Consider the following 22404-nt stretch of genomic DNA (forward strand, 5'->3'; position numbering starts at 1 on the left):
CGTATACTAGTATTTGAAATAAGGAAAAACTTTTGAAAGAACAAAAACTGGTGGCAAAAAATGCCAAGCGAGAAGTGGCTCAAGTTGGACGCTTTGGTATTGTTGGCATTATCAATACCCTGATAGATTTTATTATTTTAAACATTGTAAAAAATATGACGGGCTGGTCGGATGTCGTAGCAAACATCCCAGCCGTCATGGTGGCGATGATTTTTAGCTTTTTTGCTAATCGTCTTTTTGTTTTTCGTGGTAATCAAAAAAAAGATATTGGTCGACAGGCATTAGAGTTTTTCCCAATCACAGCCTTTGGCTTAATTGTAATTCAAGGGGTTGTATTTTACATATTTGAAGACGTTTGGCGATATCCGGTGGAATTAGGAATAGCTTTTGCTAATTGGACACATATTATTGGCACAGCCGGTATTACCGCACAGTTCGTGGAGACTAATGGTGTTAAGATAGTGGCAACTGGAGCGAGTTTAGTTTGGAATTATTTGATGTATAAGAAAGTGGTATTTAAATCGGGGGCTAAGCAATGAGCGCAAAGAAAGCCAAACGGCAAAAGAAGTTTCAGAATTTTACAAAAAAATATGGTGTCTGGCTAGTTTTAGCGGGGATTGTACTGATTGGAGTATTTTTTAGGTTCTATTCACTAGCTAGCTTACCACCTGGACTTCACCCCGATGAGGCAGCTAATGGGCAAGACATTTTTAGAATTTTTTCAGGTGATATTCGCGCTCTGTATGCTACTAACGGTCCGCGTGAGTCACTATTCTTCTTCATTCAGGCAGCTTTTGTGAAGTTATTAGGCAACACACTATTGGCAATCCGTATGGCTCCAGCCCTGATGGGAACATTGGCGATTATTGCAGTTTACTTCTGGGCGAAAGATTGGTTTGGTCAGCGGGTTGGACTAATTGCAGCCTTCTTTTTAGCAGTTAATCCTTGGGTGGTAATTATTTCACGCGATGGCTTTAGAGCCAGCATGACTCCGTTGATGGTAGCAATGGTGGCATATTTGGGTGGGCGAGCTATTAAGACTCGCAAAATTGGTTATTTTATCGGAGCCGGTATCTTTCTTGGGCTCGGATCTTATACTTATACGGCCTATCAGTTAATGCTGGCGGCTGTGGTGGGGCTACTGTGTTATATCGCATTGTTTAGGCGTCAGTGGCTCAAGGGGCAGGGAAAGAATATTGCGGCTGCTTTGATTGCTTTCTTATTAGTACTATCGCCGTTAATTTTTTACTCGGTTAAGAACCCAGATGCCGGAGCAAGGGCTGGAGGTACAAGCTTTTTAAATAAAGATCTTAATAAAGGTAAGCCTATGCAGACTTTACTTGATAGTACCCAAAAGACTCTATTGCAATATAATTTCACTGGTGACGATAACGCTCGACATAATGTGCCAGGTGAGCCGTATCTCAATACGTTTGTAGGCATTATGTTTATTCTGGGGGTTTTGGTGGCATTGTATTCCTTGCGTCATGCCCGCTACTTTGCACTACTTTTTATTGCTGGCGCCATGATGCTTCCAGCTGCTCTAACAGCCGAAGGCTTGCCACATGGCTTGCGTTCAATCGGCAGTGCCCCGGCAATTATGATACTGGCAGCCATCGGCCTGTCTTACTTTATCGGTCGGTGGTATGCAATTTTCCCAATCAATAGCCTTGCCCGTAATATCGGCTTAGCACTGATTCTACTCTTGATGACAGCAACTTTTGTACAGAGCTATTTTGCTTACTTTAGAGCCTGGGCTGGAGCGCCGGGTACCTATGAAGCTTATGCAGATGACATGGTGGCGATTAGTAACTACTATAATGCTCAGTTGGCGACTACGTCCAACGCCAAAGTGTATATGGTGGTTGATGGCTATTCAATCCGTACCATCGATTATCTAACTCGCATAAAAGGTGATTATACTAAGCAAAAAAATGATGCTGATTTTGGTCTCAAGCGAGGGTCTGGCTGGGAACGATTAGAGTGGGATCAGGTAGATTCGATTGCGATTTCTGATCAGGCAACTATTTATGTTGTACAAAACAATCAGCATGCTCAGAGTGTTTTAGATGTGCTAAAAGTTAAGTATCCACAAGGTAAACTCAATCAATCTCGTTCACCGCAATTTCCGGATCGAATTTTATACTACACGTTTGAGGTAAACCGATAATGACCACCAACCACGAACCACGTTTAACGATTTTAATCCCTACCTTAAATGAAGAAAAGCGGATTGGCAAAACTCTCAATACACTAGCTGAATATTTAAAAAAGCATAAATATAATGCAATTGTTGCGGTGGTTGATGCCAATAGTACGGATAAAACAAAGGCAGTTGCCGATACGGCTGGTAAGCGCTTTAGTCATTATGAGTTTTTGCAGACTGGCCCAAAAGTTGGTAAGGGCAAGCAGGTGCGTGATGGAATGCTATCAGCTAAGACTGACTATGTGATGTTTATGGATGCCGATTTGGCAACTCCACTAAAATACTTGGATCAAGTTTATGATTTGATTGAGAAAAAGGGTAAAGTGGGTATTTGTGTGCGTAATTTAGGTGAATCCCACAAAGGAATTCGTAAGTTTATTTCGACTTTTGGTAACTGGCTCACTCAAACCTTAATTGTGCCGGGTATTAAAGATACGCAATGTGGCTTTAAAGTTTTTGAGCGAACAGCGGCGCAAGAAGTTTTTGGTCGCCAGCGCATTGTTGGCTGGGGCTTTGATATGGAAGTTTTGGCAGTGGCGCGTAAGATGGGCTATCCTATAGAGCTAATTGATGTGCCAGATTGGCGTGATGTTGTGGAGGGAAGTAAGATTTCTGGTAATGGTGCTATGAAGGTAGCAATCCAGACATTTGGTGATCTATTAAAGATTAAATGGGGGCTTATTATTGGTAGATATAATAAAGTAAGCTTTCGTTATGTCGCATACAAAGACTAAAAATCGTAAAGCTCGACAGACAGTCTGGCTACAGTTAACCCAAGAAAAAATTATTGTACCTGCACTGATGCTGATTGCTACGGTAGTACGTTTTGCCACCATCACTAAGGCAAGTATTTGGCATGATGAAGGTTTTACGATGATGTTAATTGCCCGTAATCCAGCTGAGATATGGGCTGGCTCGGCTCGTGATGTACATCCACCACTGTTTTATGAACTCCTGCATGGTTGGACACAAATTTTTGGTCGATCAGAATTGGCCGCCCGTTCAATGAGTGCCGTAGCTGGGCTAGCAACAATATTTATTTGCTACTTATTGGTTAAGCGTTATTTCTCGCGTCAATCCGCTACGATTGTCCTGCTCTTGCTGGCTTTGGCACCCTTCCTAATTCGCTATAGCCAAGAAGCTAGAATGTATGGACTGTTGGGGTTATTTACGATTGGTGCTACTTATATGCTGCTTCGCTATCTAGAAAAGCGTAACAATAATCGCTGGTTAGTAGCTTATGCATTTTTAATGGCAGCAGGATTATTTACGCACTATTTTACAGCTTTAGTAGTGGTGGCACATTGGCTTTATGTGATGAGCCTAGAGACCCCGTGGCGATGGCGGTTTGGTAAAAGTTTTTGGTTATCTTGGCATTGGATTATAACGAATATCGCTATTCTGATCTTGTGGTCACCGTGGCTGCCAAGCTTTTATGGTCAGTTTAGCCGTGGGCAAGGCATTAGCTGGATTCCAAGAACAACCGAACGTACTTTTACTAATAGTATGTGGCAAAATCTAACTTTTACCGATGGTGGACAATTGCCACAACTGGTTTACTGGTTAATACCACTAATGATTTTTGCTGGTGTCTCATATCTGGCTTGGCGTCTACGCAATAAAGTGCCACAGATAAAAATGCTCTATTTCTATACTTTCTTGCCGATTTTACTAACCATAGTTGTTTCGGTTGTGAAGCCAGTGTATCAAGATCGCTATTTAGTTTTTGCCGCCAATGGGCTGGTTGTACTAATGGGTATTGCAGTGTATGAGTTAATTAAACGCCAGCGAACGATTGGCTACACGGTGCTTGGTTTACTGGTGGCGGTATGTGTTGTTGGTGCTATGAATGTTGCGCGACAAGCTAGCCACAGCATGGGGAAAGTTGGTACCTATGTTGATCAAAAGTTTCAAGTTGGTGATGAGATTATATCAGCTGAACTATACACCTACTTTGACTTTAGCTACTACTGCAAGCAGTGTCTTGATGTGAGAAATCGCCAAACGCCACTGCCGGAAGGCTTTGAGGATTTGGCGGTGGCTTTACCAAGTTATGTGCAATTACAGCTTAACACTGTTGGCGGACGACCAAATGGCTACGGTGAATCAGCGCTTTTATATGATCGATCAGAAAAAATTTATCTCGATGACTGGAGTCAGATTCATCCCGGTAGTGGAAGAGTGTGGTTAGTTGGCAAGCCAGGCGATAAGCCATATTGGCAAGAGACTCCAGTTAACTGGACGGAACTAGATCGATATCAGACCAATTCTTCGGAAGTTCGCCTATACCAGGTGCAGTAAATTCTGTATCGCGGTACAATAGTAGTATCGCTTTTTTACGAATAAGAAAGGGGCATATTAGATATGTTAGATCAAATTAAGGCAGCTAATGAGTTGCGTAAAATTCAGAAAGAGTTAAAAAAAGTTGAGGTTGAGGCTGATGCCGGTAATGGCGCAGTAGTTATTGTAATGAATGGAGAGCAAAAAGTTACCAGCGTGAAACTCGATCCGGAGAAGTTTGACGTGCAGGATACTGGTCGATTAGAAAAATTGATTGAGTCAGCTGTTAATCAGGCTAATAGTGCCCTGCAGAGAGAAGTGGCAGACCGTATGAAGGGTAAGTTGGGTGGCCTCAACTTGCCTGGTATGTAGCGATATAAAAGGAGGGGAATGGCTAAGATACTGCCACAGCAAATTATCTCGTTGGTTGATGAATTTGCAAAACTACCATCAATTGGCCCGAAAACAGCCGAGCGTCTAACAATGTATTTGGTACGTCACGGCGACCCGCAACGGTTAGCCAGCGCTCTAGGTGATGTGCGTGAAGGATTGGGGTTTTGCGCCCAGTGTCATAGCTATGCGACTGATGAGTTGTGTGTGCTGTGTCAGGACAATAGTCGGGACGGCACAAGCATTGTGGTAGTAGCTCAGCCCCTGGATATTGTTGCTATTGAGAAAGTTGGCTCTTATAAGGGGCTCTACCATGTTCTGCATGGTGTGTTGTCACCAATTGATGGGGTTGGCCCAGCTCAGCTCAAGCTTGACTCATTATTAACGCGGGTACAGGTAGTGGCTCCGCGCGAGGTGATTTTAGCTACCAACGCCACCATTGAAGGGGAGACTACGGCCTTGTATGTAGCGCGGTTGTTGGCGCCGCAGAACATTAAAGTGACGCGCCTGGCACATGGTTTGCCAGTTGGGGCGGATGTTGAATACGCCGATCAAGTTACCTTGGGTCGGGCTTTAGCCGGCCGTACGGAAATTACAGTATGAGTAAGTTTGGTGGTTTTTCTAAGCCAGTTTTATTATTTGATTTTGAATCGACCGGCTTTGTACGCAACGAGCATGGTGATGTGGTAGATCCTGGCCAGCCAACTCAGCTGGGGGCGGTTTTATTGCACCCCAAAACTCTTATCGAAGAAAGCTACTTTATTTCAGATATACAGGCCGATCCAGATAAGCTTGATCCGTGGGTGTTAGAACATACTAATATTACTGCCGAGCGTCTACGTCAGGCACCCGAGGCCAGAGAGGTGGCTGGTCGGTTTGTGGATCAGTTTGGTGTGGAGGTGTATTTGGCAAGCTGGAACGTGGTATTTGACCAATTCTGGCTAGACAAGCTGATGCAATCTGTTGAGCGACGTGCTACTATGTATGATTATCATCATCTTGATGTTTGGAGTTTAGCTTACAGTTACTTATCAAGCCGGGGGCATTCGGATGTTATCCGCAGTGAAACGACTTTTAAGCTCTTCGGTCAGTCCGATCGATCGGCTCATAATGCCCTAGATGACTGCCGAAGAACCGCTGAGGTCTTACGGGCAGTACTATTTGATACGGGAGTGCAACCATGAAAAAAATAACTTTATATAACTCACTCTCGCATAAAAAAGAGGCTTTCTTACCAGTTGATACTGGTCTAGTTGCGATGTATTCGTGTGGACCGACGGTGTATGATGCTGTACATGTTGGCAATCTTCGATCTTTTGTGATGGCTGATACTGTAGCTCGAGTCATGCGCTATGTGGCTGGCTACGAAGTGCGTTGGGTGATGAATATTACTGATGTGGATGATAAGATGATTGCCCGTGCCAATCAGCAATATCCTAATGATCAGCCAGCTGTAGCACTGAGGAAGTTGGGCGATAAATACGAAGCTAAATTCTTGCAAGATTTAGAGGACGTTGGCGTGGAGCTAGATGATATCTCAGCTTTTCCACATGCTACCGACTATATCAATAAAATGCAGAAGCTTATTGCTGAATTGTATCAAAAAAACATTGCCTATGTGGCAAATGGTAGCATCTATTTTTCGCTAGAAGCTTATGCTGAGCAAGGTGGTGAGTATGGTCGACTAGCTCATATTGCCGAGACTACCAAGGCCCGGATAGATGACCAGGATCAAAAGCAAGGGGTTGGGGATTTTGTACTTTGGAAAGCGCATCGACCAGATGAGCCAAAGTGGGATTTTGAGTTAAATGGTGAGAATTACCCCGGTCGTCCAGGTTGGCACATTGAATGTTCGGCGATGAGTACTGATCTTTTGGGGGCCGAGTTTGATATTCATACCGGTGGGGTAGATTTAAAATTTCCGCATCATGAAAATGAGATAGCTCAATGTGGTGGCAGACTTGCTCGATATTGGATTCACAATGAACATCTGACTGTTGAGTCAGCAAAAATGGCCAAGAGTGTTGGCAACTTTGTTAAGCTAGATGATATTGCTGATCCATTAGCTTTGCGCTACATGTTTTTATCAGCTCATTATCGCTCACCGATGGATTACTCCAATGGTGGTCTTATCTCAGCAGAAGTACGCCTAAATCGTTTGCGCGAGTGGGCGAGCAAAGTTATCAATAATCCTCAGCTCGGCAAGAATAGTAAGGTTAGTCAGCTAATAGCCAACTTTGATCGAGCCCTAGTTGATGATATAAATACCCCAAAGGCTTTAGCGATTTTAGCGTCGATTGAATCAACTGCTTGGCGTGGTGAGGATGTATATAAATTTATCCTGCATGCCGATCAAGTTTTTGGTTTGCATCTTCTAGAGAAAATGGAGCGAGTATCAGCTCGACCAGATGTGCAAGAACTGCTAGACGAACGAGAATTAGCTCGTAGCAAGAGTGATTACGCCAGAAGCGATGTGTTGCGATCTCAGCTTAGTGAACTCGGCGTGGGGGTTGAAGATACTGCAAGTGGTCAGATAGTTTGGCAGATATTTTCAAAATAAAAGAGTCCCGATAAGTCAGGACTCGGTAGGTGGTTAGCGGTGGCTCTTACTCCACCACTTACCACCATTGGAGCCAGCGCATGAGGCTGAGCAGACTTGGCCTTTATAGCAACCGTTACAACCTCTACCTTTGCAGGTAGTGCATTTTGAGGTGATGGCGTGACAGCGGTCACAGGTCGGCATAGCATCTCCTAACTACGTTGGATTGAGGACGGATGAGATGAAACCGATTGCGATAAGTATGAGAGTTAGGGTAAGGATGAACTTACCGAAGCGGCCAATGACAAAGCCTATCAAGAGCCAGACCCATTCCATTTGGGCTCCTTAAGTGAGAGGTACAACTACGGTATATTATACCATATTATGAAGTAAAAAATAGGGCAGGACAATATTTGTCCCGCCCATAGCACTAGTTACGAGGTGTTCGATATTCGTGAAGCCATTTTGGACCATTCCAGACGATCAAAAGGACTCCAGGGATACCAATCGCCAAATACCAGTTAGTGTACTCGTCGCCGTTCTGGAAGATGATGTTGGTAATTACACTACAAGCAACTAGGATTACACCAACTACAGTTAGAAGAATTGAATGCGATGCTCTAGTTTTTGTGTGATCACTCATTTGCAGGTCCTTCCACTATACTTGCTCCAGCTCTTGAGACCAGTAATAGTTATGATGGGTGCAGGTGGGCCAAGTGGAAGTACAGCTGGTCGATTGAATTGCCAAGCCGAGCACTTGGCTGATTTGATGCTGTGTTCCAGGTGGTCGGCGATGGTTGAATAGCGCAAAAGCACCGCGCCAGCACATAAAGCCCCGGCTGGCCCACTGATAAATGCACACAGAGCTCCGCCAGCTAGACTGGCAGCAATTTGTTTGCTTGGCTTCATTGGGCCATTAAATAGGTCATTCAGCCAAACCGTACGATTCCAACTGAAGTATACGGTGCAGGTGACGATTCCACAGTCCATAAAGGTGCCACTGGGGTCGCTGGCCGCAAGGATCGTAGCCATCTGTGGGGATAGCTGGATCTGAGCAGAGACCATACTCGCATTGGCCACACGGGTGTTGATTGTGCGTGAACTGGTGTTTTGAAACCCCCGCTCGATAGTCTTTACGGTATGTTGAACCGCTATGATATCACGAGCAGTGGCTCCAGCTTGCGAAGACGGTCCGACTAGTACCGCAAGGCATAGTCCAATTCCCCCCGTAAGGAGCATAAGGTATCGTTTGGTCATAAGAGCCTCCTAACTCGCTCACCCCAGCAGGATTTCCGGTGGAGCTGACCATTTCCTTATGGCTCACCTAAAAAAGGCAAACCAGACTACGATACGCTAATAATAGTTAAATGTCAATAGTCATTTTAAGATTGCACAAAGCAATCGTAGTATGTATGATAAATCCAATATAAGCACAAGGATTATCATGTCAAATACTAAAACTAGCTCAAAGAATAAAAAGAGAAATATTGTGAAGACAAAAGCCAATATAGCCAAAACGACAGCACTATCATCAAGGGTTTCTGGGTTATTAAGGAGCCCCTGGGGGTTGGCTGTGGTGGTGGCTGTAGCCGTAGTTGGAATATGGGTAGTACTTTCATCTCAAGCTGCTCCAACAGTATTAACACCTGCATCTGGGCGAACTAGCACCTGTGGAGCTACGGTTGCCAACTATTCATATAAAGTTCCGTTCGGTAATGCACCGTGGAATATACCTGCGTGTAAATTGCCGGTCTTTAGTCAGTCTGCCGATTATGTGTCGCGTCTTTTTAATCATGCGATTCCAAATTCTGGCACTGAGTTACAAATGTCACGTCGTGGCTATTTTACATTTGGGTTTGGCTTTGGGGATGCAAAGTCATCTTTCTCTAAGGCTGTATACACGAAAGACGAAGCAGGTGGTAAGACTATTAAGGTGCGAGTCTGTGGTTCATCACACTGTAATCCTTCAAATCTAGATGGTGAATTGAGTAGCTCAGATCCAAAGGGGTATTTACCAGATCGAGAGATACCTTGGGGCTCAAGTTGGTCTATATCTGAGGGTGGTGATAATGAGATAGTGATATTGGATCCGGCGACAGGCGAATTAATTACGCTAAGTCAAGTTAAGAAATCAACTGGTAACGCCCTTGGCGATATAGCCAGTGGTGCAACTGGTCAGTGTGGTATTATCCATCCGGAGCGTCTATGCGTTGCTAGTGCTAGAATATTACGAGATCATACCGGTAAAGTAGCAAACTACTTTACGTATGAGGGTAGTCAGGGGGCAAGAGGGGCCGGTATACCCAATTATGCTACAATGCTAACCCCACAGGAGGTTGCCGCCGGAGAAATAAGGCATGCTCTAGGTATTGGTATTTTTAATACGGCCATTGGTCCTGCATGTTCTGCATCGCAGCTAGCTAGCAACGATTGGAATATTATTGGAAAACAGTGTGGTACGGCTTTTGCTCCAGCTTCAAAATATGAATGGTTAAGTGCGCTTAAAGTGTCGGATCGATCTGGCGGGGATGCATATACCGCCTATGATACATCAACGCCACTTTCGCAGACGATTCCCGAAGGGATGCGCTTTGTATTAAGGATTACTGACGGGGAAATTGATAGTTTTATAAAATCTAAAAACTATACTGGAGCAAAAGCTAATACAGCTAAAATTATAATTCGAGCTCTACGGGATTATGGCTTTATGCCGGTAGATACTGGAGGATCGGCAAGCTTTCAGGTGTCTGGTGTTTTGAATCCTACAAATAAAGAACTTTGGAGCCAGCTGGGTATCACTCAAGACTCCGATAAAAAATTGTTGCAAGGCTTGTTTACCGAACATAATATGGTGGCTCTTGATCCACCAATAAGTAATTGTATTGATGGCACTAAGAGTAAGTTTTATTGCAAGTATGATTCAAGTCGATATGTTATTGAAGGCTCAATTACACCCGAACCATCAACCACCAGTACCCCGACACCAACTACTAGTACAGTACCACCAACAGTTACCCCTACTCAATCACCGGGTACCAACCCTACACCTACACCAACTCCAACTGCAGACAAGATACCGCCAACCGAACCTATAAAAATTAAGCGCTCGCTAGTACTCGATCCCTTGCGTGTAGCCTATAATCTCCAGTTAAAGTGGCAGGCAAGTACCGATGTTGAGTCAGGGATAAAAGATTATTTGGTGACGCGACAGGATGGTAAAAGTTGGACCACTATTTCGCCGATATTTACAGATAACACAGTTGTAGCTAATCAGGTTTATAAATATGAAATTAAGGCTCGCGATAAGGCAAATAATATTTCTGTCGCATCCTCTGCATCGGCAAAAGCTCAATGTTTATTAATCTGGTGTTGGTTGGAATAGTAGGAGATTAAAGATTAATATTTAATCAGTCGCGCGGGTTTATAATTCAAACTTGATTTATAAAATAATATTAATTATTAATGTTCTTACGTGTGTGGTGGGAAAGAGATGCTAAATTAAGCAGAGTAGAGCTCATTGAGTAAAAGCATAATTCGTTATATAATATATTTCGTTTAGAAGCATAATGGGGTGTCGCCAAGTGGTAAGGCAGCGGTTTTTGGTGCCGCCATTCGGGGGTTCGAATCCCTCCACCCCAGCCAAATAGAACGCAATAACATTTCTAGCTCCTTTTCTTCATTATTTCCCCTGTTGTCAGGGGCTTTTTTGTTAGTTCGATTACTCATTTCGTACCTCCCATTATATTTCGCGTTAATGTTACATTTTGAGCGATTGCTCGGCTAAAATTCGTGTAGCTAACAGATACGGATCCTCCTGTGTATTCTAGTTTTCGGAAAAGTTTGGTTATTATCGTACGTTTCTGCTCTGGAGTCTTCTTGGCGTATATTTCGGAGGCCTTCTGCGAGAGTTCAAGCAGTACGAGCTTCTTGTCGAGTATGGCCGATAGCGTTTTGTCTACTTTACTAAGACGCTCCTCAAGCTCAAGCCTACTATTGTTGAACTCTTGATGCTTCTGGCTGTATCTCTCTTCGTTGATCTCTCCGGCAAGCTTGTCGTCATATAGGTTGCTATCCATGCGCTTAATACGTTCAAGCTGCGTTTCGATGGATGCGATAAGCTTAGAGTTGTCTTCTATCGTGCTGTGGTGCTTGTTCCTCATTGCATCAGCGACCCATTCGATGACTTCTGGAGATGGGCTCACGAGGTTTTGAAGCATGCGAGCTATCTCTTCCTCGATAGCATCTTCGCGTAGGAATTTGGAATCCTTGCACTGCTGACTCTTGCGTTGGCAGGCACCATAATAACGACCTTTTTGTAGCTGCCAAGTTACAAGGCCATTACAACCCTTGCATGTGATCAGATTCTTAAATACAGGATTGTGTTTACGGTACCTCGTTGGTATCTTTCGACGCATCTTTGTTTGAACTTGATCAAAGACCTTTTTTGAGATGAACGTTTCTTGCACGCCGGGATAGTCTTTGCCGTTATGTCGATTGATCCCGATGTAGAACGGATTAGTAAGTATGCGCTGTACCTGGCTTTTATAGTACGGGTGACCCTTACGGGTTCTGATACCCATACGCGCCATTTCCTGCGCAACCGATGCGATAGACTGACTCGGCTCTAAGTAAAGTTCAAACGCTTTACGTATAAGCCCTGCTGTATCGGGATTTGGTATGTGAACACGTTTACCATTCTCGGTGACCGTCATATATCCAGGAGGAGGCACGCCGGGAAGCCAGCCTTGTGCTAGTTTCTCTGCCCAGCCTTTCATGGCTTCTTCTCGCAAGTTATCGATGTAGTTTTTGGCCATAACGACACGGATGCCCCAGTTAAGCCACTCTTGAGATCTGGAGTTCTTGTGCATGATAAGAGAGTCTTTTACGAAGTGGACTCGCTTTGCTTCATCCGCCATCAACCAATCATTGGTTTCTACCGCGTCATGTAAGTTGCGGACGTGCCGATCAACCTTTTCGACAACTAAGTGTTTCACGCCGTTGTCTTCAATAAATTTCATCGCCTCTCTAAATATGCGGCGCTGCTCGTTCTTCGAAGCAGACTCGGCAATCTCGTAGCTCTTAAGAGGCTTAAGACCTTTGTCTATGGCGTAGCTATTAAGTAAGCGCTTTTGTGCCGGGAGTGAGTAGCCCTCATCCTCTTGGCGCTTACTGGACACGCGGGCGATGATTACGGCTTTATTCGCATCGCTCATCATCTGTCTCGCTTTGTTGCCCTAGTAGCTCATAAAACGTTAGTAGAGACTCGCCGATCTCACTAGCTTCGGCCTCATCAATATCCCTTGACTGCTCACGTTCAAGGATAAGGCGTAGTGCCTCGATTGTTTCTTTAGGAATTGTTCCGACTGTACCCTCTACAGACATAATTGTTATCCTTACGCTCTTATTATACTATCCGAGCACGGATAGTTGCAAGGGTTTTACGTACAATTTTATCCACAATAAAAGGCGTTGTGCATAATGCCTTTTTAATAAGCAATCAACAGATACAGAACATACATATTTACTCATCCTCTTATATATAGTATATATAAGTGAGAGAAAGAAAGTGCAGGTAGTTCATGGCAAAGCAGCAAGTCTCAGAAAACCTGAGTAGTAAACAACTACATACCTTAAAGATCATATTCAAATTCCGCGTTGTAACCTCTTCATTGTTAGCTACATATCGTGGAGTAAATAAAGACAGTCTTAACCGAATGCTTCAAAACCTAGTAGATCGAAAGTACATTAAAAAGCAGAATAACGATTCATTCCGTATTGACCGTAAAGGTGCCCGATACAGTCTCGCTTCAAAAGGTATTATTTACCTTACCAAGAATACCGACTTATCCAAGAAGGCACTGCACGCAATGTATAACCAGAAATCCGAATCGTTTATTAATCATTGCCTGGCTACATTCCAGCTTGCTAACTACATCAAGCAAGCCTATCCCGAAGAATTCTATATCTACAGTTCAACTGAAATCGCTGGCGACGGTGACTTCCCGTTGCCTCGCCCGCATCTCTACTTACGAAGGCAGGAGCCGATCGATACTAAGCCCGATGAGTTCTTTGTTGAAGTTAATCATGACAGCCAGCCATTCTTGGTTCGAAAGCGGTTCAACAAACTGCTAGAACACTATGATGATGAAGGCTGGCCGGATGGCAATTATCCAGCACTACTATTTATTCTAGCCAATGATCGACAGGCAAAAACATTTCTTGAATACACCGAGTCGGTATTCGAGTCCACGGGTATAGACGATATAAAGGTATTAGCGGTAAGTTTGGAGAGCTTACTTGCTGGTGCTTCTGTGCTTTGAGCAGTTTATCGTCATGCTCAGGACAGCGAACCTAATAGTCCTCGGCTAGCATTATCGTGAGTACACGACGGCATGCCTTATCCAGTGGATCGCACCAGAACTTCAGATCCTGATCGTAGTAATCTATCTTCCAGAAGATCTTCTTACCCTCGAAGAATAGTGATCCAAAGTCATGTTCTCCATGCGGATCATTACTCTCATTGAAGTTATTGAAACTCTCAACCGCCTGCGATAATCCAATGAGATCCATAATGCCATCACGTACCCCCGCTGTGTAAAACACATCTAGGCACATCCCGCGGAACCTATCATTTAATTTTGCTATGTCTTGAACTTGAGTTTCCATGAAACCCTCCTTTGTTAATTCTTGAGAGGACTTTCTGCCTCTCTGCCAAAGGAGATTCGGGCGTAGGCCAAGAGTGTCAAGGTGGAGACTTTGTACTACCTTGATACTCTTGGTTCACCCGTACAATTAAGAGACAGAGGAAGGAAGTCTATATACAGACGACTTTTTTATCTTTTTTCGAAAAACACCGATATATTTAAGAATTTTTTAATATTTGGTTGCTACACTGGAAATATGAGTAACAATAATCAAGATCCAACACTGGCCGAGGTGCTGCATCAACTTGCTGATACATGGCAAGATTTTGCAAACCTGTGCGATGAGCAGGCCAATCAGATCATACGAGAACTTAAAGAAACTTCGTCTAACTAGGCTTCTTGTCCCTGTCTCGTACCCTATGGTTTTTAACACGTTGTTTTTTGGTATCTGCAGTTTTAGATGCAGGAACAGCGCTGGTCTTTTTAGTTTCAGTTTTTGCAACAACCTTCTTAGCGTACTTCTTTCGTGAAGAGCGGATAACCTCTTTAAACACGATTTCATCCGCCGCTTCCTCTACTACCACTGTCTCACCAGACAGTGGTTCCTGGGCGCTTATAGCGGCGATACGCATATAGAAGTTATAGGCTGGTAAGTTAGCAATCTCTCCCTGTTCAATGTACGGATAGAACAGTGGCAATACATACCGTTCGTCAGCCGGACTACCAGAACGGAAACAAATAACTGTACCCACGTTAGCAAGAATAATGTCTACTAATCTTTGTTGATCCTGCTGGCTAGTAGATTGCTCTGCCATGATAAGGAACAACTTATACTTACGAGCTTCACTGAGCATCTGTACAAAGCTCATCGTGGCGAAGTTTTGGAACTCATCGACATATAGGTAGAATGGTCGACGATCGGTTTGCTTGAGCCGTGAACGTCTCAGCGAAGCGACTTGAAGTTTGGCAAGGATTGTAGTGCCAAATAGTGCTGAAGTATCTTCGCCTAAATTGCCCTTTGAGAAATTACATATGAGGATCTTGCCGGAATCGAGGATGTCACCAAAATCAATCGTGGACTTATCCTGTTCTAGTATTCGTTTGGCGGATGCCGAAAACAGGAAACGACCGATCTTGGCGGTAATACCTGCTACCATCTTAACTTTCTGAAACTCACCAGCTTTACCAAGCTCGTTCTTCCAAAAGTTTGCCAGGTCGACGTCATCTAGTTTTTTTACTATCTCTCGACGATACTTGTTATCGTTGAGAAGTCGGAAGATGGTGAACAAATTAGGATTCTCCATCGTGAGTGCAGTCTGGATGGTATTACGCAGTACGTACTCAATACGGTGACCACCCGAATCATCTTCCGAGAATATCTTACGTAGGACTGAGATAGTTGATTCAGTGATAAGATCTTTTTCGCGCAGGAGATCGTCCCCTTCAAGTCCTGGCGTTAGCTCAAGCAAGTTCACACCAATCGGGTACGCGAGATCATCAGGGTTCATGTAGATAACATCATCCATCCTCTCTTTTGGAATATGATGTAAGATCGTTTCTGCTAAGTCCCCGTGCGGATCAATCACTGCAATGCCTTGGCCGTTGTTTATATCTTGCAAGATACTGTAAAGCAGCAGAGTTGTTTTACCATTACCTGTACCACCGACAATATACATGTGGCGTTGCCGTTCAGCATCGGTAAGTCCGATTGGCGTAGTTATTCCATGATGGTGATTCTCACCAATGTAGAGCGATAGTTTTTTGTTTGTTTTGAGTGAAACAGGAGCTGGGAGGGTGCGACTAAGTGAAGTAATAAGATTATCAGTCTTACTAATGTGGCTGGCTGGAAAATGGAACAGGCTCGACACCTCGCTAGCAGACAGGACTAAGGACTGTTTTCTGGTTAGATTTGGTAGCCGCAGGGCTGCAAGTCGCGTACGGTAGGTTTGAATGAGTGGCAATCGTGCCTTAACGCGTAACGCCTGGTACTGTGGGACAGAATAGCCATCAAGCGCCGATCGGAGGGTGGTAAGTTGCTCTTTGGAGTGAGGACTGTTAGCAATTAGTCGCAAGTCAACCTGAAATAAGGGCTGAGAAACTTTCTGATGCATAGACTCCATGAGCTCAAGCTCAAACGCACTAAGAGTTCTGGCAGGACGTTGTCGTTTTTGAACTTGCGCCTGGAGGGTGGCGTCTTTTGCAGACTTATTCTGGTAATAACTAGAGGTTGAGCCATTGTATACTTCACCAATCGTTTCGGTTGCACCTAGCACTGCACCTGAAAACAATTCACTAACTTTAGCGAGTGGAGATAGCTTGCCGTAAGATACACGCCTTAAAATATCTTCGTTGCCCAAGATTCTACGAGAAAGTCTGCTCGCTTCAACAAGCTTTATTGGCTGGACAATAAGTTGCATGGAAAGACGTTCATTATCTTCGAGTTTAGTCATGGCGGCAGTAATGTATGACAAAGGATCATGTTGCTCAAACGCTTTGCTTAGTGCAAGTGGCAAGACAAAGTGGCGTTCCAGCGTAAACTCATTAATAAGATCTGGATTGTCTGCGGCATGCTCTACTATCTTTGTCTTTGCTTCTGGAATATATGCAGCAATTACTTTTTGTAGTGAGTTTGCACTGCGCGCCTCAACTTGCACCAGGAACCGGATACCTTCTTGTTTGGTTGAAACAATCTCAAAAGATAGTGCAGGTGTTCTGCGAAGTAATTTTTCTTTGAGCGTTCTCGCGCTTCTAAACCCATGTATGACCGAGAATAACTGCGTAGTTGATTCAGGCGTTTTAGATATAGACGCCGGCGGCGTTAGTTCTAGCCATACCATGGTGCGACGATGCAAGTAAAGACGATTGATTATCATTGTAATGAGTTGGACGAGACAATACGCAAGCGCTATCACAGCGAGCAGTAAAGCTACTTGAACTGCATAGTAAGCTACGGTAGCGAGATAGGTAGTGGGCTCCACGAAGCTGCTCCTTTCTTGCCGTGAATGAAGGTATACGACGAGGCTGCGTCTGCCGAGAATGTTCGTCTGCTTAGAATATTAAGCCCTAGAAAATTCATCTCAGAGATTGCCCATTCGCCAGACTGATTATTTACGCTAGCCACGTACGCGACATGCCCCCATTCACCGTTATCAGTTTGAAATACTGCACCGACTTCAGGCGTATGATTTACAATGTAACCATCACGAATCGCTCGGTCGTCCCAAGTGTTGGCATTACCCCAACTGGTTGGTATCGGGTAGCCTGCCCATAGTCGCATAGCAAATGCCCAGTATGTACAGTTGCCCCAAGCATAGGTATCACCCTCAACTGGCCCACCAGTATAGAACCCTTGTGACTCAGCTGCTGCAAGGCTTGGTACGCCCGACAAAAACGATACAACGCTTTCGCCCATGGAAAAGACGGCCGCAAATGGCAGGGCAACAATAATGGCCATTGTAGCGAGCACTAACGCTGCTTGTTTCTTGAGATTCCCGCCCGTCACCACATTCAGTGCGAGCAGGCCTCCATTCATGCGTACAACTCCGTTGGATCAGTAGTTATGAGCGGATGTTCTTTATCTGAAGCCACAACCTTAACTGCAACGTGATTCTGATCAGCAATGATCAGCGCGTCACCACGTTCACAAGTAAGTAGGAACTGTTGTTCATACTCAGATAAACTAAACTCGCTGACTACGGTTTTAATCGTCGTTGTGTCTTGGCGCATGAGGATACGCAGAGCTGACTGCGATGCGATTGCGCGACCATAGTCACTTTTTAGGAAATCGTCGGCTTGCTGGGAGATGAACGAAACACCGAGGTAATACTTTCTGGCCCGACGAACTAAGCCGGCAATAAAGCGTGCACTTTGTTCGTGTTGAAGAAGAAGCCAGCCCTCATCAATTACTAGCATTCGTTTTTCAGGCTTTGCTTTCACCTGATTCTGAATGAAGTTCGAAATGATCAGCATCATGATTGGCCGCAGATTGGCGGGCATATCTTTGATGTCGAAAATTACTAAACGGTTATCTAGTTGAATATTAGTGTGAGAATTGAAAATCTCAGAACTTGAGCCACTAATGTATTTTTCTAGTCGCTCGCAAAGCTGAAGTTGTCCCAGGCTGTGAAGCTCTGCATAAAGATCTTCAAGTAGCGGCTGTTCTTTCTTGGCTTTCTTATAGACCTTCAAGATCGCTTTATCTACTGCGGCTTTTTCGCGCTTATCTAGTCCTTCAGCCATAAGGTCTATAACGGCCGTTAGGTCTTGGACGTGCTCTGCAAGATCACCTTTAGTATGAAAGGTGGTAGCAAGATCGAAGGGATTAATCTTCTCTTTGCTTTTGGCTGAGAGTTTAATATAGGTGCCACCAACTGTTTCGCTCAGTCGTTTGTACTCACGTTCTGGGTCGATGACGAGTACCTTGGTGCCTTGCATGAGCTGGCGTAATATTTCTACTTTTGTCGTATAGCTTTTACCTGAACCACTTTGCGCGAAGACAATTGAGTTAGCGTTGTGGAGACTAAAGCGATCTAGTATTACTAAGGAGTTGTTGGACTTGTTTACGCCGTACAAAATACCAGACTCTTGTACCAGCTCTGAGCTCATGAATGGGAACGTAAGCGCGGCTGAACTACTGTCCAGGTTCCGCTTCTGTGCTAATTGGTCTTCTCCTCTCGGCAAGATAGATTGCAATGCTTCAAGTTGCTGGTAACGGGCAACTTTGGAGTAAAATAGTCGTGCTGACATTGTGGCTTCAAGCAGCTTGGTTGTTTTATTAAGTCCCTCTAAACTATCCGCTCGAATAGCAATATAGATGGACATCTGAAACAGCTTCTCTTGGCCACGTTGAATCTTGTCTCGCAGCTCAATGGCAGATTCAAGCGGATCAGTCACCTCGGAGCCGACGATCTTGCCAGCTTTCATCATCGCCCGGCGAGTAGACTCTAGCTCGGTAATTTTACGATGTAGTTTGGGTAGAGCGTGCAGGGCATTAACTTCGTGAAGATGGTAGCTAATATCTGTGTCATGATTGAAGTTGATTAGACTATCGAGCCAACCAGAACTTGCTACAAACGGATACCCAGAAATATACAGTGTACGAATATATACACCGTCAATAAGAAGGTGGTCTGTGTCCTCCTCAAGTCCGGCATAGCTCAGTACATCAACGGCATCCTGTTCTCCAAACGTCAGGCTTAGTTCTTTTTGTTTTTCCTCTCGAAGCTTCTTACGATGCTGTATTTTTTCTAGTACTGCGTTCATTATTCATCTCCTTTCTCTACCAAGGCAGTGTGGATCAGCTGCAGAGCTTGTTCAGTCAGTGGTTGAATTTTTGCCTGAGCAGGGTTGTAGAAGCTATAGAAGAGATCGAGTGCCTCTAGGCTACTAAGTTGTTTGGTGTGCATACCAAGTCTTGTCATGCCTTTAGATACGATATCTACTTTTAGACTCAGTTGTTCTTTGATGAGTTCAAAGTCTGCTTTTTTACTCGCCCCGTATGGTATTACTAAATAGAAATGACGCGTCAGAATCTTATTAGTCGTTATGAGTGAACGAATAAACTCATCGTAGTTTTTAAGTTGTTTGCGGTAGACTGGCTCCGCTTCGCCATCTAACCGTTCGGTTAGATCCTCCAAATATTTATCCATGTCGATCTCACGGGTACGAATCAGGATCTGCAAATTCGAGCCAACTGAGTTTAAGAAGCTCTCATAGGTGTCGATAATCGCATCTTGTTCTTCTTCACTCTTAAGCTCAAAGTTCAGTGAAGAAACGCTCAGTATTGCCCGGTACTGATCATTCGGGAGCATCAGGATATTATCCCTTACGCCCTTGATGGCAATCTGTTGTCGGCTGGTAGTTTTACTTGTCGACTTCTGTAAAGCGAACACGTAGGCCTCCTTTCTTAGTCATTTCAAATCTCAGGTTACTGTTTTGCCGCTGAATAGTTTCTAGAACTCTAGTAGCATCATGCAGTGCCAGCCTCGGCAGTTTCGCGGTGTCTCGTTTCGTGACTGACTTAGCCTTTTCTTCTTCTGTTTGCATATTGGGCTGCGGATTATCTCTTAACGTGTCGGTGTTTTTATTGAACAGATAGTATTTTGGTCGCAAGTTATAGCGCAGTATGGTGATTAGCCAAAACAAGATAATTTTGCCTTTGATGCGGATTGCCAGTATACCCATGAGTAAGCCAATAACTATCATGACGGCGTACTTGTAAGCACTGCTGTGCATGACTGGCGGTAGGATGACAAACAAAGCTGCTGCGATGAATACAGGTATCACCAGGAGGGCAAGCTGGGAGAATCCGAGACTGCCCATGATCCTATCCTCGACTGTGGTTACTTGTGCTGGGACAACCGTACTTCTCATGATTTGGTCTCCTTATTGTTCTTTGAGGACTGCTTTAGTGCTTCACTGCGCGGAGTTGCTTTGGGCGCTTCCGTGGTGGTCCCGGTAGGTGCGCGATTAGACTTATTGGATGCTTTTGAGAGTTGCTTACTGCTCGGAGACTTGTACACGGTGGTCGTCCCACCTCCAGTTCTACTTGACGCGCCTGCAGTAGCGAGTTGCATTGAACCACGACCCGAAGCTGCGCCACTGGCGCTGGCCACTGCAGCGCGTCCTTTGCCGGTGAGATAACTGACGCCGTTCATGAACTGTGCACCAAGCTTACGAGCGTTTCGTGCTCCCATGCCGACATAGCTAAACTGCATCATGACACCTTGAGTCTTAAGAAGTGTTAGCACGGTGGCTAGACCGATTACCATCGACATCAATACATTTGGGATGCCGTTGTTACCATCTGTTGCCGACATGCCCACGAATAAGGTGGCCGCCAACATCAGGGTCACGACATGTACGAACAGAACAAAGATGGTCATGATGTAGGTTTTGATGGCTGATACTGAAAAGTCACGGAAGCTTGGTAGTAGCCACAGGGCGATGACAAGCGGAGACAATACTGCTCCAAGGAACAGAACAACGATACGGCCAACATAATAAACTAGGAGAATAACAGCAAAGATAAGAAACGCCAGCATCACCAGCAGCGCTGCTGCACCTTGGCCACCACTCTCTTTGACAACGGCTGTCAGTGTCACCCAGACCGAAATTGTGCCGGTAATCTTTCCGGCGGCTGTTATGAGTACGTTAGAAAGCTGAATAATGGCATCAATAAAGAAGATTGATGTATTAATCAGCAGGAATGCCAGCGCAATTCTTGGCAATAAGTGTTTGAATTCAAGTTCATCAAAGCCAAAGCTGGCGGCACTCATAACGTGGAAGCCGAGCAAGGCCACAATGAGGATGAACAGCACATCTGTAATGGCAACCATAGCAAGCCACAAGTTAAAGACCCCGGAATTACTGGCCATCAATGGTGTTTCTTTGGTGAAATAGTCTAGGGCGGAGAGAAATGGTGCGGCTACGGTTTGAATGATGTTATTTAAGAAACCAGTCACCGCCCTAATAAGTACTTCAACGAGTCCGTTGCCCGCGTCTTGAGGCTGGATCGCCTGCAGGTTTGGTAGTGACGCACCTGCTGTATTGGATGGATTGCCATAGGCGCTGGATAAGATGGTCGTAAGTGTTGCTGCACCAATAACAAGTACAAGCCCGACAAGCGCATTGCGAAGGATTCGCTTGGCATTTTCTAATGATTCAGGATTGCCACGACTGGTAATGTAAAGATAGCCGCCATGGACAAGAAAGAAGACGCAGGCAATTGAAGCAAGACCAACCAGTATTTGTACGGTCGGCGCTATGTAGTCGCGCATTACCGAAATAGCACCAGACGTATCTGCCAGGAGCGACAGACCGCTAAGCGTTGGATTGATCATTATGCTATCCCCCGAAGGCGCTGCTTGCGAGTGTGGTCACGATGTTGCTAATCACAAACGCCCCTATTGTGATAGCGAGACCAATGAGCGCATAGGTAATTGTGCGCTTGGCTCGATCTAAATGCTCCGGGTTACCTGAGCTGGTGATGTAAGTAAAACCACCTGCAACTAAAAAACCGGTCGCTACGAGACCGGCTAGTCCTGCAAAGACCGTGATTATACTTCTTATAAAGTTTTCGACGTTGCTTACCCCCGCGGTGGCTGCAAGCGCTGTGCCCGGGAGCACGAGTGGCAATCCCAGTGCTACAATGAGCAAAGTTATTTTAATATCTGTGGACCTTCTGATCATATGACCCTCCGTCGATAAATTAATGTAATTTCATCATAGATCAAAGATTTGCAAAATTGCAAGAGTTATTTTATAACATAACCACTTTCAACACTTTAGCTCCACCGCTAAGTTCATCAAATAATCAAACAGTGACTTATGCAAATACTCGCTTC

At 44.7% G+C, this 22404-nt stretch carries 22 protein-coding genes and 1 tRNA gene; 11 read left to right on the forward strand and 12 right to left on the reverse strand.

Going from position 1 to position 22404, the window contains the following annotated elements:
- The first annotated feature begins 32 nt into the window (after positions 1-32).
- From IPM44_01765 to IPM44_01800, 8 genes are all read left to right on the forward strand, one after another.
- On the forward strand, positions 33-539 hold the full coding sequence (locus IPM44_01765; protein ID QQS27281.1) for a GtrA family protein: 507 nt from the start codon (positions 33-35) through the stop codon (positions 537-539).
- Positions 536-2170, forward strand: a complete 1635-nt coding sequence (locus IPM44_01770) for a glycosyltransferase family 39 protein (GenBank protein QQS27282.1) — start codon at positions 536-538, stop codon at positions 2168-2170. The genes IPM44_01765 and IPM44_01770 overlap by 4 nt, the downstream gene beginning before the upstream one ends.
- Positions 2170-2940 (forward strand): glycosyltransferase, encoded by a 771-nt coding sequence (locus tag IPM44_01775; protein ID QQS27283.1) that lies wholly within the window; start codon positions 2170-2172, stop codon positions 2938-2940. Before IPM44_01770 ends, IPM44_01775 begins: the two co-directional genes overlap by 1 nt.
- Positions 2921-4507, forward strand: coding sequence for a glycosyltransferase family 39 protein (locus IPM44_01780; GenBank protein ID QQS27284.1), 1587 nt, complete (start codon positions 2921-2923; stop codon positions 4505-4507). The genes IPM44_01775 and IPM44_01780 overlap by 20 nt, the downstream gene beginning before the upstream one ends.
- A 63-nt stretch (positions 4508-4570) precedes the next feature.
- Complete coding sequence (locus tag IPM44_01785) at positions 4571-4858, forward strand: YbaB/EbfC family nucleoid-associated protein (GenBank protein QQS27285.1); 288 nt, start codon at positions 4571-4573, stop codon at positions 4856-4858.
- Positions 4859-4876: 18 nt separating this feature from the next.
- Entirely contained in the window at positions 4877-5479 is a 603-nt protein-coding gene (gene recR, locus IPM44_01790) for a recombination protein RecR (protein QQS27286.1), read from the forward strand.
- On the forward strand, positions 5476-6060 hold the full coding sequence (locus IPM44_01795) for a 3'-5' exonuclease (GenBank protein ID QQS27287.1): 585 nt from the start codon (positions 5476-5478) through the stop codon (positions 6058-6060). The genes recR and IPM44_01795 overlap by 4 nt, the downstream gene beginning before the upstream one ends.
- Complete coding sequence (locus IPM44_01800; GenBank protein QQS27288.1) at positions 6057-7436, forward strand: cysteine--tRNA ligase; 1380 nt, start codon at positions 6057-6059, stop codon at positions 7434-7436. The genes IPM44_01795 and IPM44_01800 overlap by 4 nt, the downstream gene beginning before the upstream one ends.
- A 409-nt stretch (positions 7437-7845) precedes the next feature.
- Here the strand turns inward: IPM44_01800 and IPM44_01805 are convergent, their stop codons facing one another.
- Both IPM44_01805 and IPM44_01810 read right to left on the reverse strand, forming a co-directional pair.
- Positions 7846-8058 carry a hypothetical protein gene (locus IPM44_01805; protein ID QQS27289.1) on the reverse strand — a complete coding sequence of 71 codons (213 nt, stop codon included), beginning with the start codon at positions 8056-8058 and terminating at the stop codon, positions 7846-7848.
- Positions 8055-8672 (reverse strand): hypothetical protein, encoded by a 618-nt coding sequence (locus tag IPM44_01810; GenBank protein QQS27290.1) that lies wholly within the window; start codon positions 8670-8672, stop codon positions 8055-8057. The genes IPM44_01805 and IPM44_01810 overlap by 4 nt, the downstream gene beginning before the upstream one ends.
- Positions 8673-8859: 187 nt before the next feature.
- Here IPM44_01810 and IPM44_01815 point away from each other — a divergent pair, with 187 nt between their 5' ends.
- A complete protein-coding gene (locus tag IPM44_01815) occupies positions 8860-10797 on the forward strand; it encodes a hypothetical protein (GenBank protein ID QQS27291.1) in 1938 nt (645 codons plus the stop codon).
- 185 nt (positions 10798-10982) lie between these two features.
- Positions 10983-11057, forward strand: a tRNA-Gln gene (locus tag IPM44_01820).
- A gap of 80 nt (positions 11058-11137) precedes the next feature.
- On the opposite strand, the gene IPM44_01825 is transcribed toward IPM44_01820, so the two are convergent.
- Together IPM44_01825 and IPM44_01830 are read right to left on the reverse strand one after the other, a co-directional pair.
- A complete protein-coding gene (locus IPM44_01825) occupies positions 11138-12631 on the reverse strand; it encodes a recombinase family protein (GenBank protein ID QQS27292.1) in 1494 nt (497 codons plus the stop codon).
- Complete coding sequence (locus IPM44_01830; GenBank protein QQS27293.1) at positions 12612-12797, reverse strand: hypothetical protein; 186 nt, start codon at positions 12795-12797, stop codon at positions 12612-12614. Before IPM44_01830 ends, IPM44_01825 begins: the two co-directional genes overlap by 20 nt.
- A 197-nt stretch (positions 12798-12994) precedes the next feature.
- Between IPM44_01830 and IPM44_01835 the strand changes: the two genes are divergently transcribed.
- Complete coding sequence (locus tag IPM44_01835; protein ID QQS27294.1) at positions 12995-13735, forward strand: replication-relaxation family protein; 741 nt, start codon at positions 12995-12997, stop codon at positions 13733-13735.
- Between the two features lie 31 nt (positions 13736-13766).
- Here IPM44_01835 and IPM44_01840 read toward each other — a convergent pair whose 3' ends face one another.
- From IPM44_01840 to IPM44_01875, 8 genes are all read right to left on the reverse strand, one after another.
- The gene (locus IPM44_01840; protein QQS27295.1) at positions 13767-14081 is read right to left on the reverse strand and encodes a DUF3768 domain-containing protein; all 315 of its coding nucleotides are present in this window, start codon (positions 14079-14081) and stop codon (positions 13767-13769) included.
- 364 nt (positions 14082-14445) lie between these two features.
- Positions 14446-16932, reverse strand: a complete 2487-nt coding sequence (locus IPM44_01845) for an ATP-binding protein (protein QQS27296.1) — start codon at positions 16930-16932, stop codon at positions 14446-14448.
- A 74-nt stretch (positions 16933-17006) separates the two neighbouring features.
- Positions 17007-17591 (reverse strand): CHAP domain-containing protein, encoded by a 585-nt coding sequence (locus IPM44_01850; protein ID QQS27297.1) that lies wholly within the window; start codon positions 17589-17591, stop codon positions 17007-17009.
- Positions 17588-19321, reverse strand: a complete 1734-nt coding sequence (locus IPM44_01855) for an ATP-binding protein (protein ID QQS27298.1) — start codon at positions 19319-19321, stop codon at positions 17588-17590. Before IPM44_01855 ends, IPM44_01850 begins: the two co-directional genes overlap by 4 nt.
- On the reverse strand, positions 19321-19950 hold the full coding sequence (locus IPM44_01860) for a hypothetical protein (GenBank protein ID QQS27299.1): 630 nt from the start codon (positions 19948-19950) through the stop codon (positions 19321-19323). Before IPM44_01860 ends, IPM44_01855 begins: the two co-directional genes overlap by 1 nt.
- Positions 19922-20380, reverse strand: a complete 459-nt coding sequence (locus tag IPM44_01865) for a hypothetical protein (GenBank protein QQS27300.1) — start codon at positions 20378-20380, stop codon at positions 19922-19924. Before IPM44_01865 ends, IPM44_01860 begins: the two co-directional genes overlap by 29 nt.
- A gap of 47 nt (positions 20381-20427) precedes the next feature.
- Entirely contained in the window at positions 20428-21900 is a 1473-nt protein-coding gene (locus tag IPM44_01870; GenBank protein QQS27301.1) for a hypothetical protein, read from the reverse strand.
- Positions 21901-21904: 4 nt separating this feature from the next.
- A complete protein-coding gene (locus IPM44_01875; protein QQS27302.1) occupies positions 21905-22249 on the reverse strand; it encodes a TrbC/VirB2 family protein in 345 nt (114 codons plus the stop codon).
- Between the last annotated feature and the right edge of the window lie 155 nt (positions 22250-22404).

Source organism: bacterium (assembly GCA_016700035.1).
In the GTDB taxonomy this organism is placed as follows: Bacteria; Patescibacteriota; Saccharimonadia; order CAILAD01.

What these genes read in the sequence shown, in the direction of transcription:
- IPM44_01770 (QQS27282.1), top strand. Translation starts at nt 536, where the DNA reads ATGAGCGCAAAGAAAGCCAAACGGCAAAAGAAGTTTCAGAATTTTACA.
- IPM44_01775 (QQS27283.1), top strand. Translation starts at nt 2,170, where the DNA reads ATGACCACCAACCACGAACCACGTTTAACGATTTTAATCCCTACCTTA.
- IPM44_01780 (QQS27284.1), top strand. Translation starts at nt 2,921, where the DNA reads ATGTCGCATACAAAGACTAAAAATCGTAAAGCTCGACAGACAGTCTGG.
- IPM44_01785 (QQS27285.1), top strand. Translation starts at nt 4,571, where the DNA reads ATGTTAGATCAAATTAAGGCAGCTAATGAGTTGCGTAAAATTCAGAAA.
- recR (QQS27286.1), top strand. Translation starts at nt 4,877, where the DNA reads ATGGCTAAGATACTGCCACAGCAAATTATCTCGTTGGTTGATGAATTT.
- IPM44_01795 (QQS27287.1), top strand. Translation starts at nt 5,476, where the DNA reads ATGAGTAAGTTTGGTGGTTTTTCTAAGCCAGTTTTATTATTTGATTTT.
- IPM44_01800 (QQS27288.1), top strand. Translation starts at nt 6,057, where the DNA reads ATGAAAAAAATAACTTTATATAACTCACTCTCGCATAAAAAAGAGGCT.
- IPM44_01805 (QQS27289.1), bottom strand. Translation starts at nt 8,058, where the DNA reads ATGAGTGATCACACAAAAACTAGAGCATCGCATTCAATTCTTCTAACT.
- IPM44_01810 (QQS27290.1), bottom strand. Translation starts at nt 8,672, where the DNA reads ATGACCAAACGATACCTTATGCTCCTTACGGGGGGAATTGGACTATGC.
- IPM44_01815 (QQS27291.1), top strand. Translation starts at nt 8,860, where the DNA reads ATGTCAAATACTAAAACTAGCTCAAAGAATAAAAAGAGAAATATTGTG.
- IPM44_01825 (QQS27292.1), bottom strand. Translation starts at nt 12,631, where the DNA reads ATGATGAGCGATGCGAATAAAGCCGTAATCATCGCCCGCGTGTCCAGT.
- IPM44_01830 (QQS27293.1), bottom strand. Translation starts at nt 12,797, where the DNA reads ATGTCTGTAGAGGGTACAGTCGGAACAATTCCTAAAGAAACAATCGAG.
- IPM44_01835 (QQS27294.1), top strand. Translation starts at nt 12,995, where the DNA reads ATGGCAAAGCAGCAAGTCTCAGAAAACCTGAGTAGTAAACAACTACAT.
- IPM44_01840 (QQS27295.1), bottom strand. Translation starts at nt 14,081, where the DNA reads ATGGAAACTCAAGTTCAAGACATAGCAAAATTAAATGATAGGTTCCGC.
- IPM44_01845 (QQS27296.1), bottom strand. Translation starts at nt 16,932, where the DNA reads ATGATAATCAATCGTCTTTACTTGCATCGTCGCACCATGGTATGGCTA.
- IPM44_01850 (QQS27297.1), bottom strand. Translation starts at nt 17,591, where the DNA reads ATGAATGGAGGCCTGCTCGCACTGAATGTGGTGACGGGCGGGAATCTC.
- IPM44_01855 (QQS27298.1), bottom strand. Translation starts at nt 19,321, where the DNA reads ATGAACGCAGTACTAGAAAAAATACAGCATCGTAAGAAGCTTCGAGAG.
- IPM44_01865 (QQS27300.1), bottom strand. Translation starts at nt 20,380, where the DNA reads ATGGGCAGTCTCGGATTCTCCCAGCTTGCCCTCCTGGTGATACCTGTA.
- IPM44_01870 (QQS27301.1), bottom strand. Translation starts at nt 21,900, where the DNA reads ATGATCAATCCAACGCTTAGCGGTCTGTCGCTCCTGGCAGATACGTCT.
- IPM44_01875 (QQS27302.1), bottom strand. Translation starts at nt 22,249, where the DNA reads ATGATCAGAAGGTCCACAGATATTAAAATAACTTTGCTCATTGTAGCA.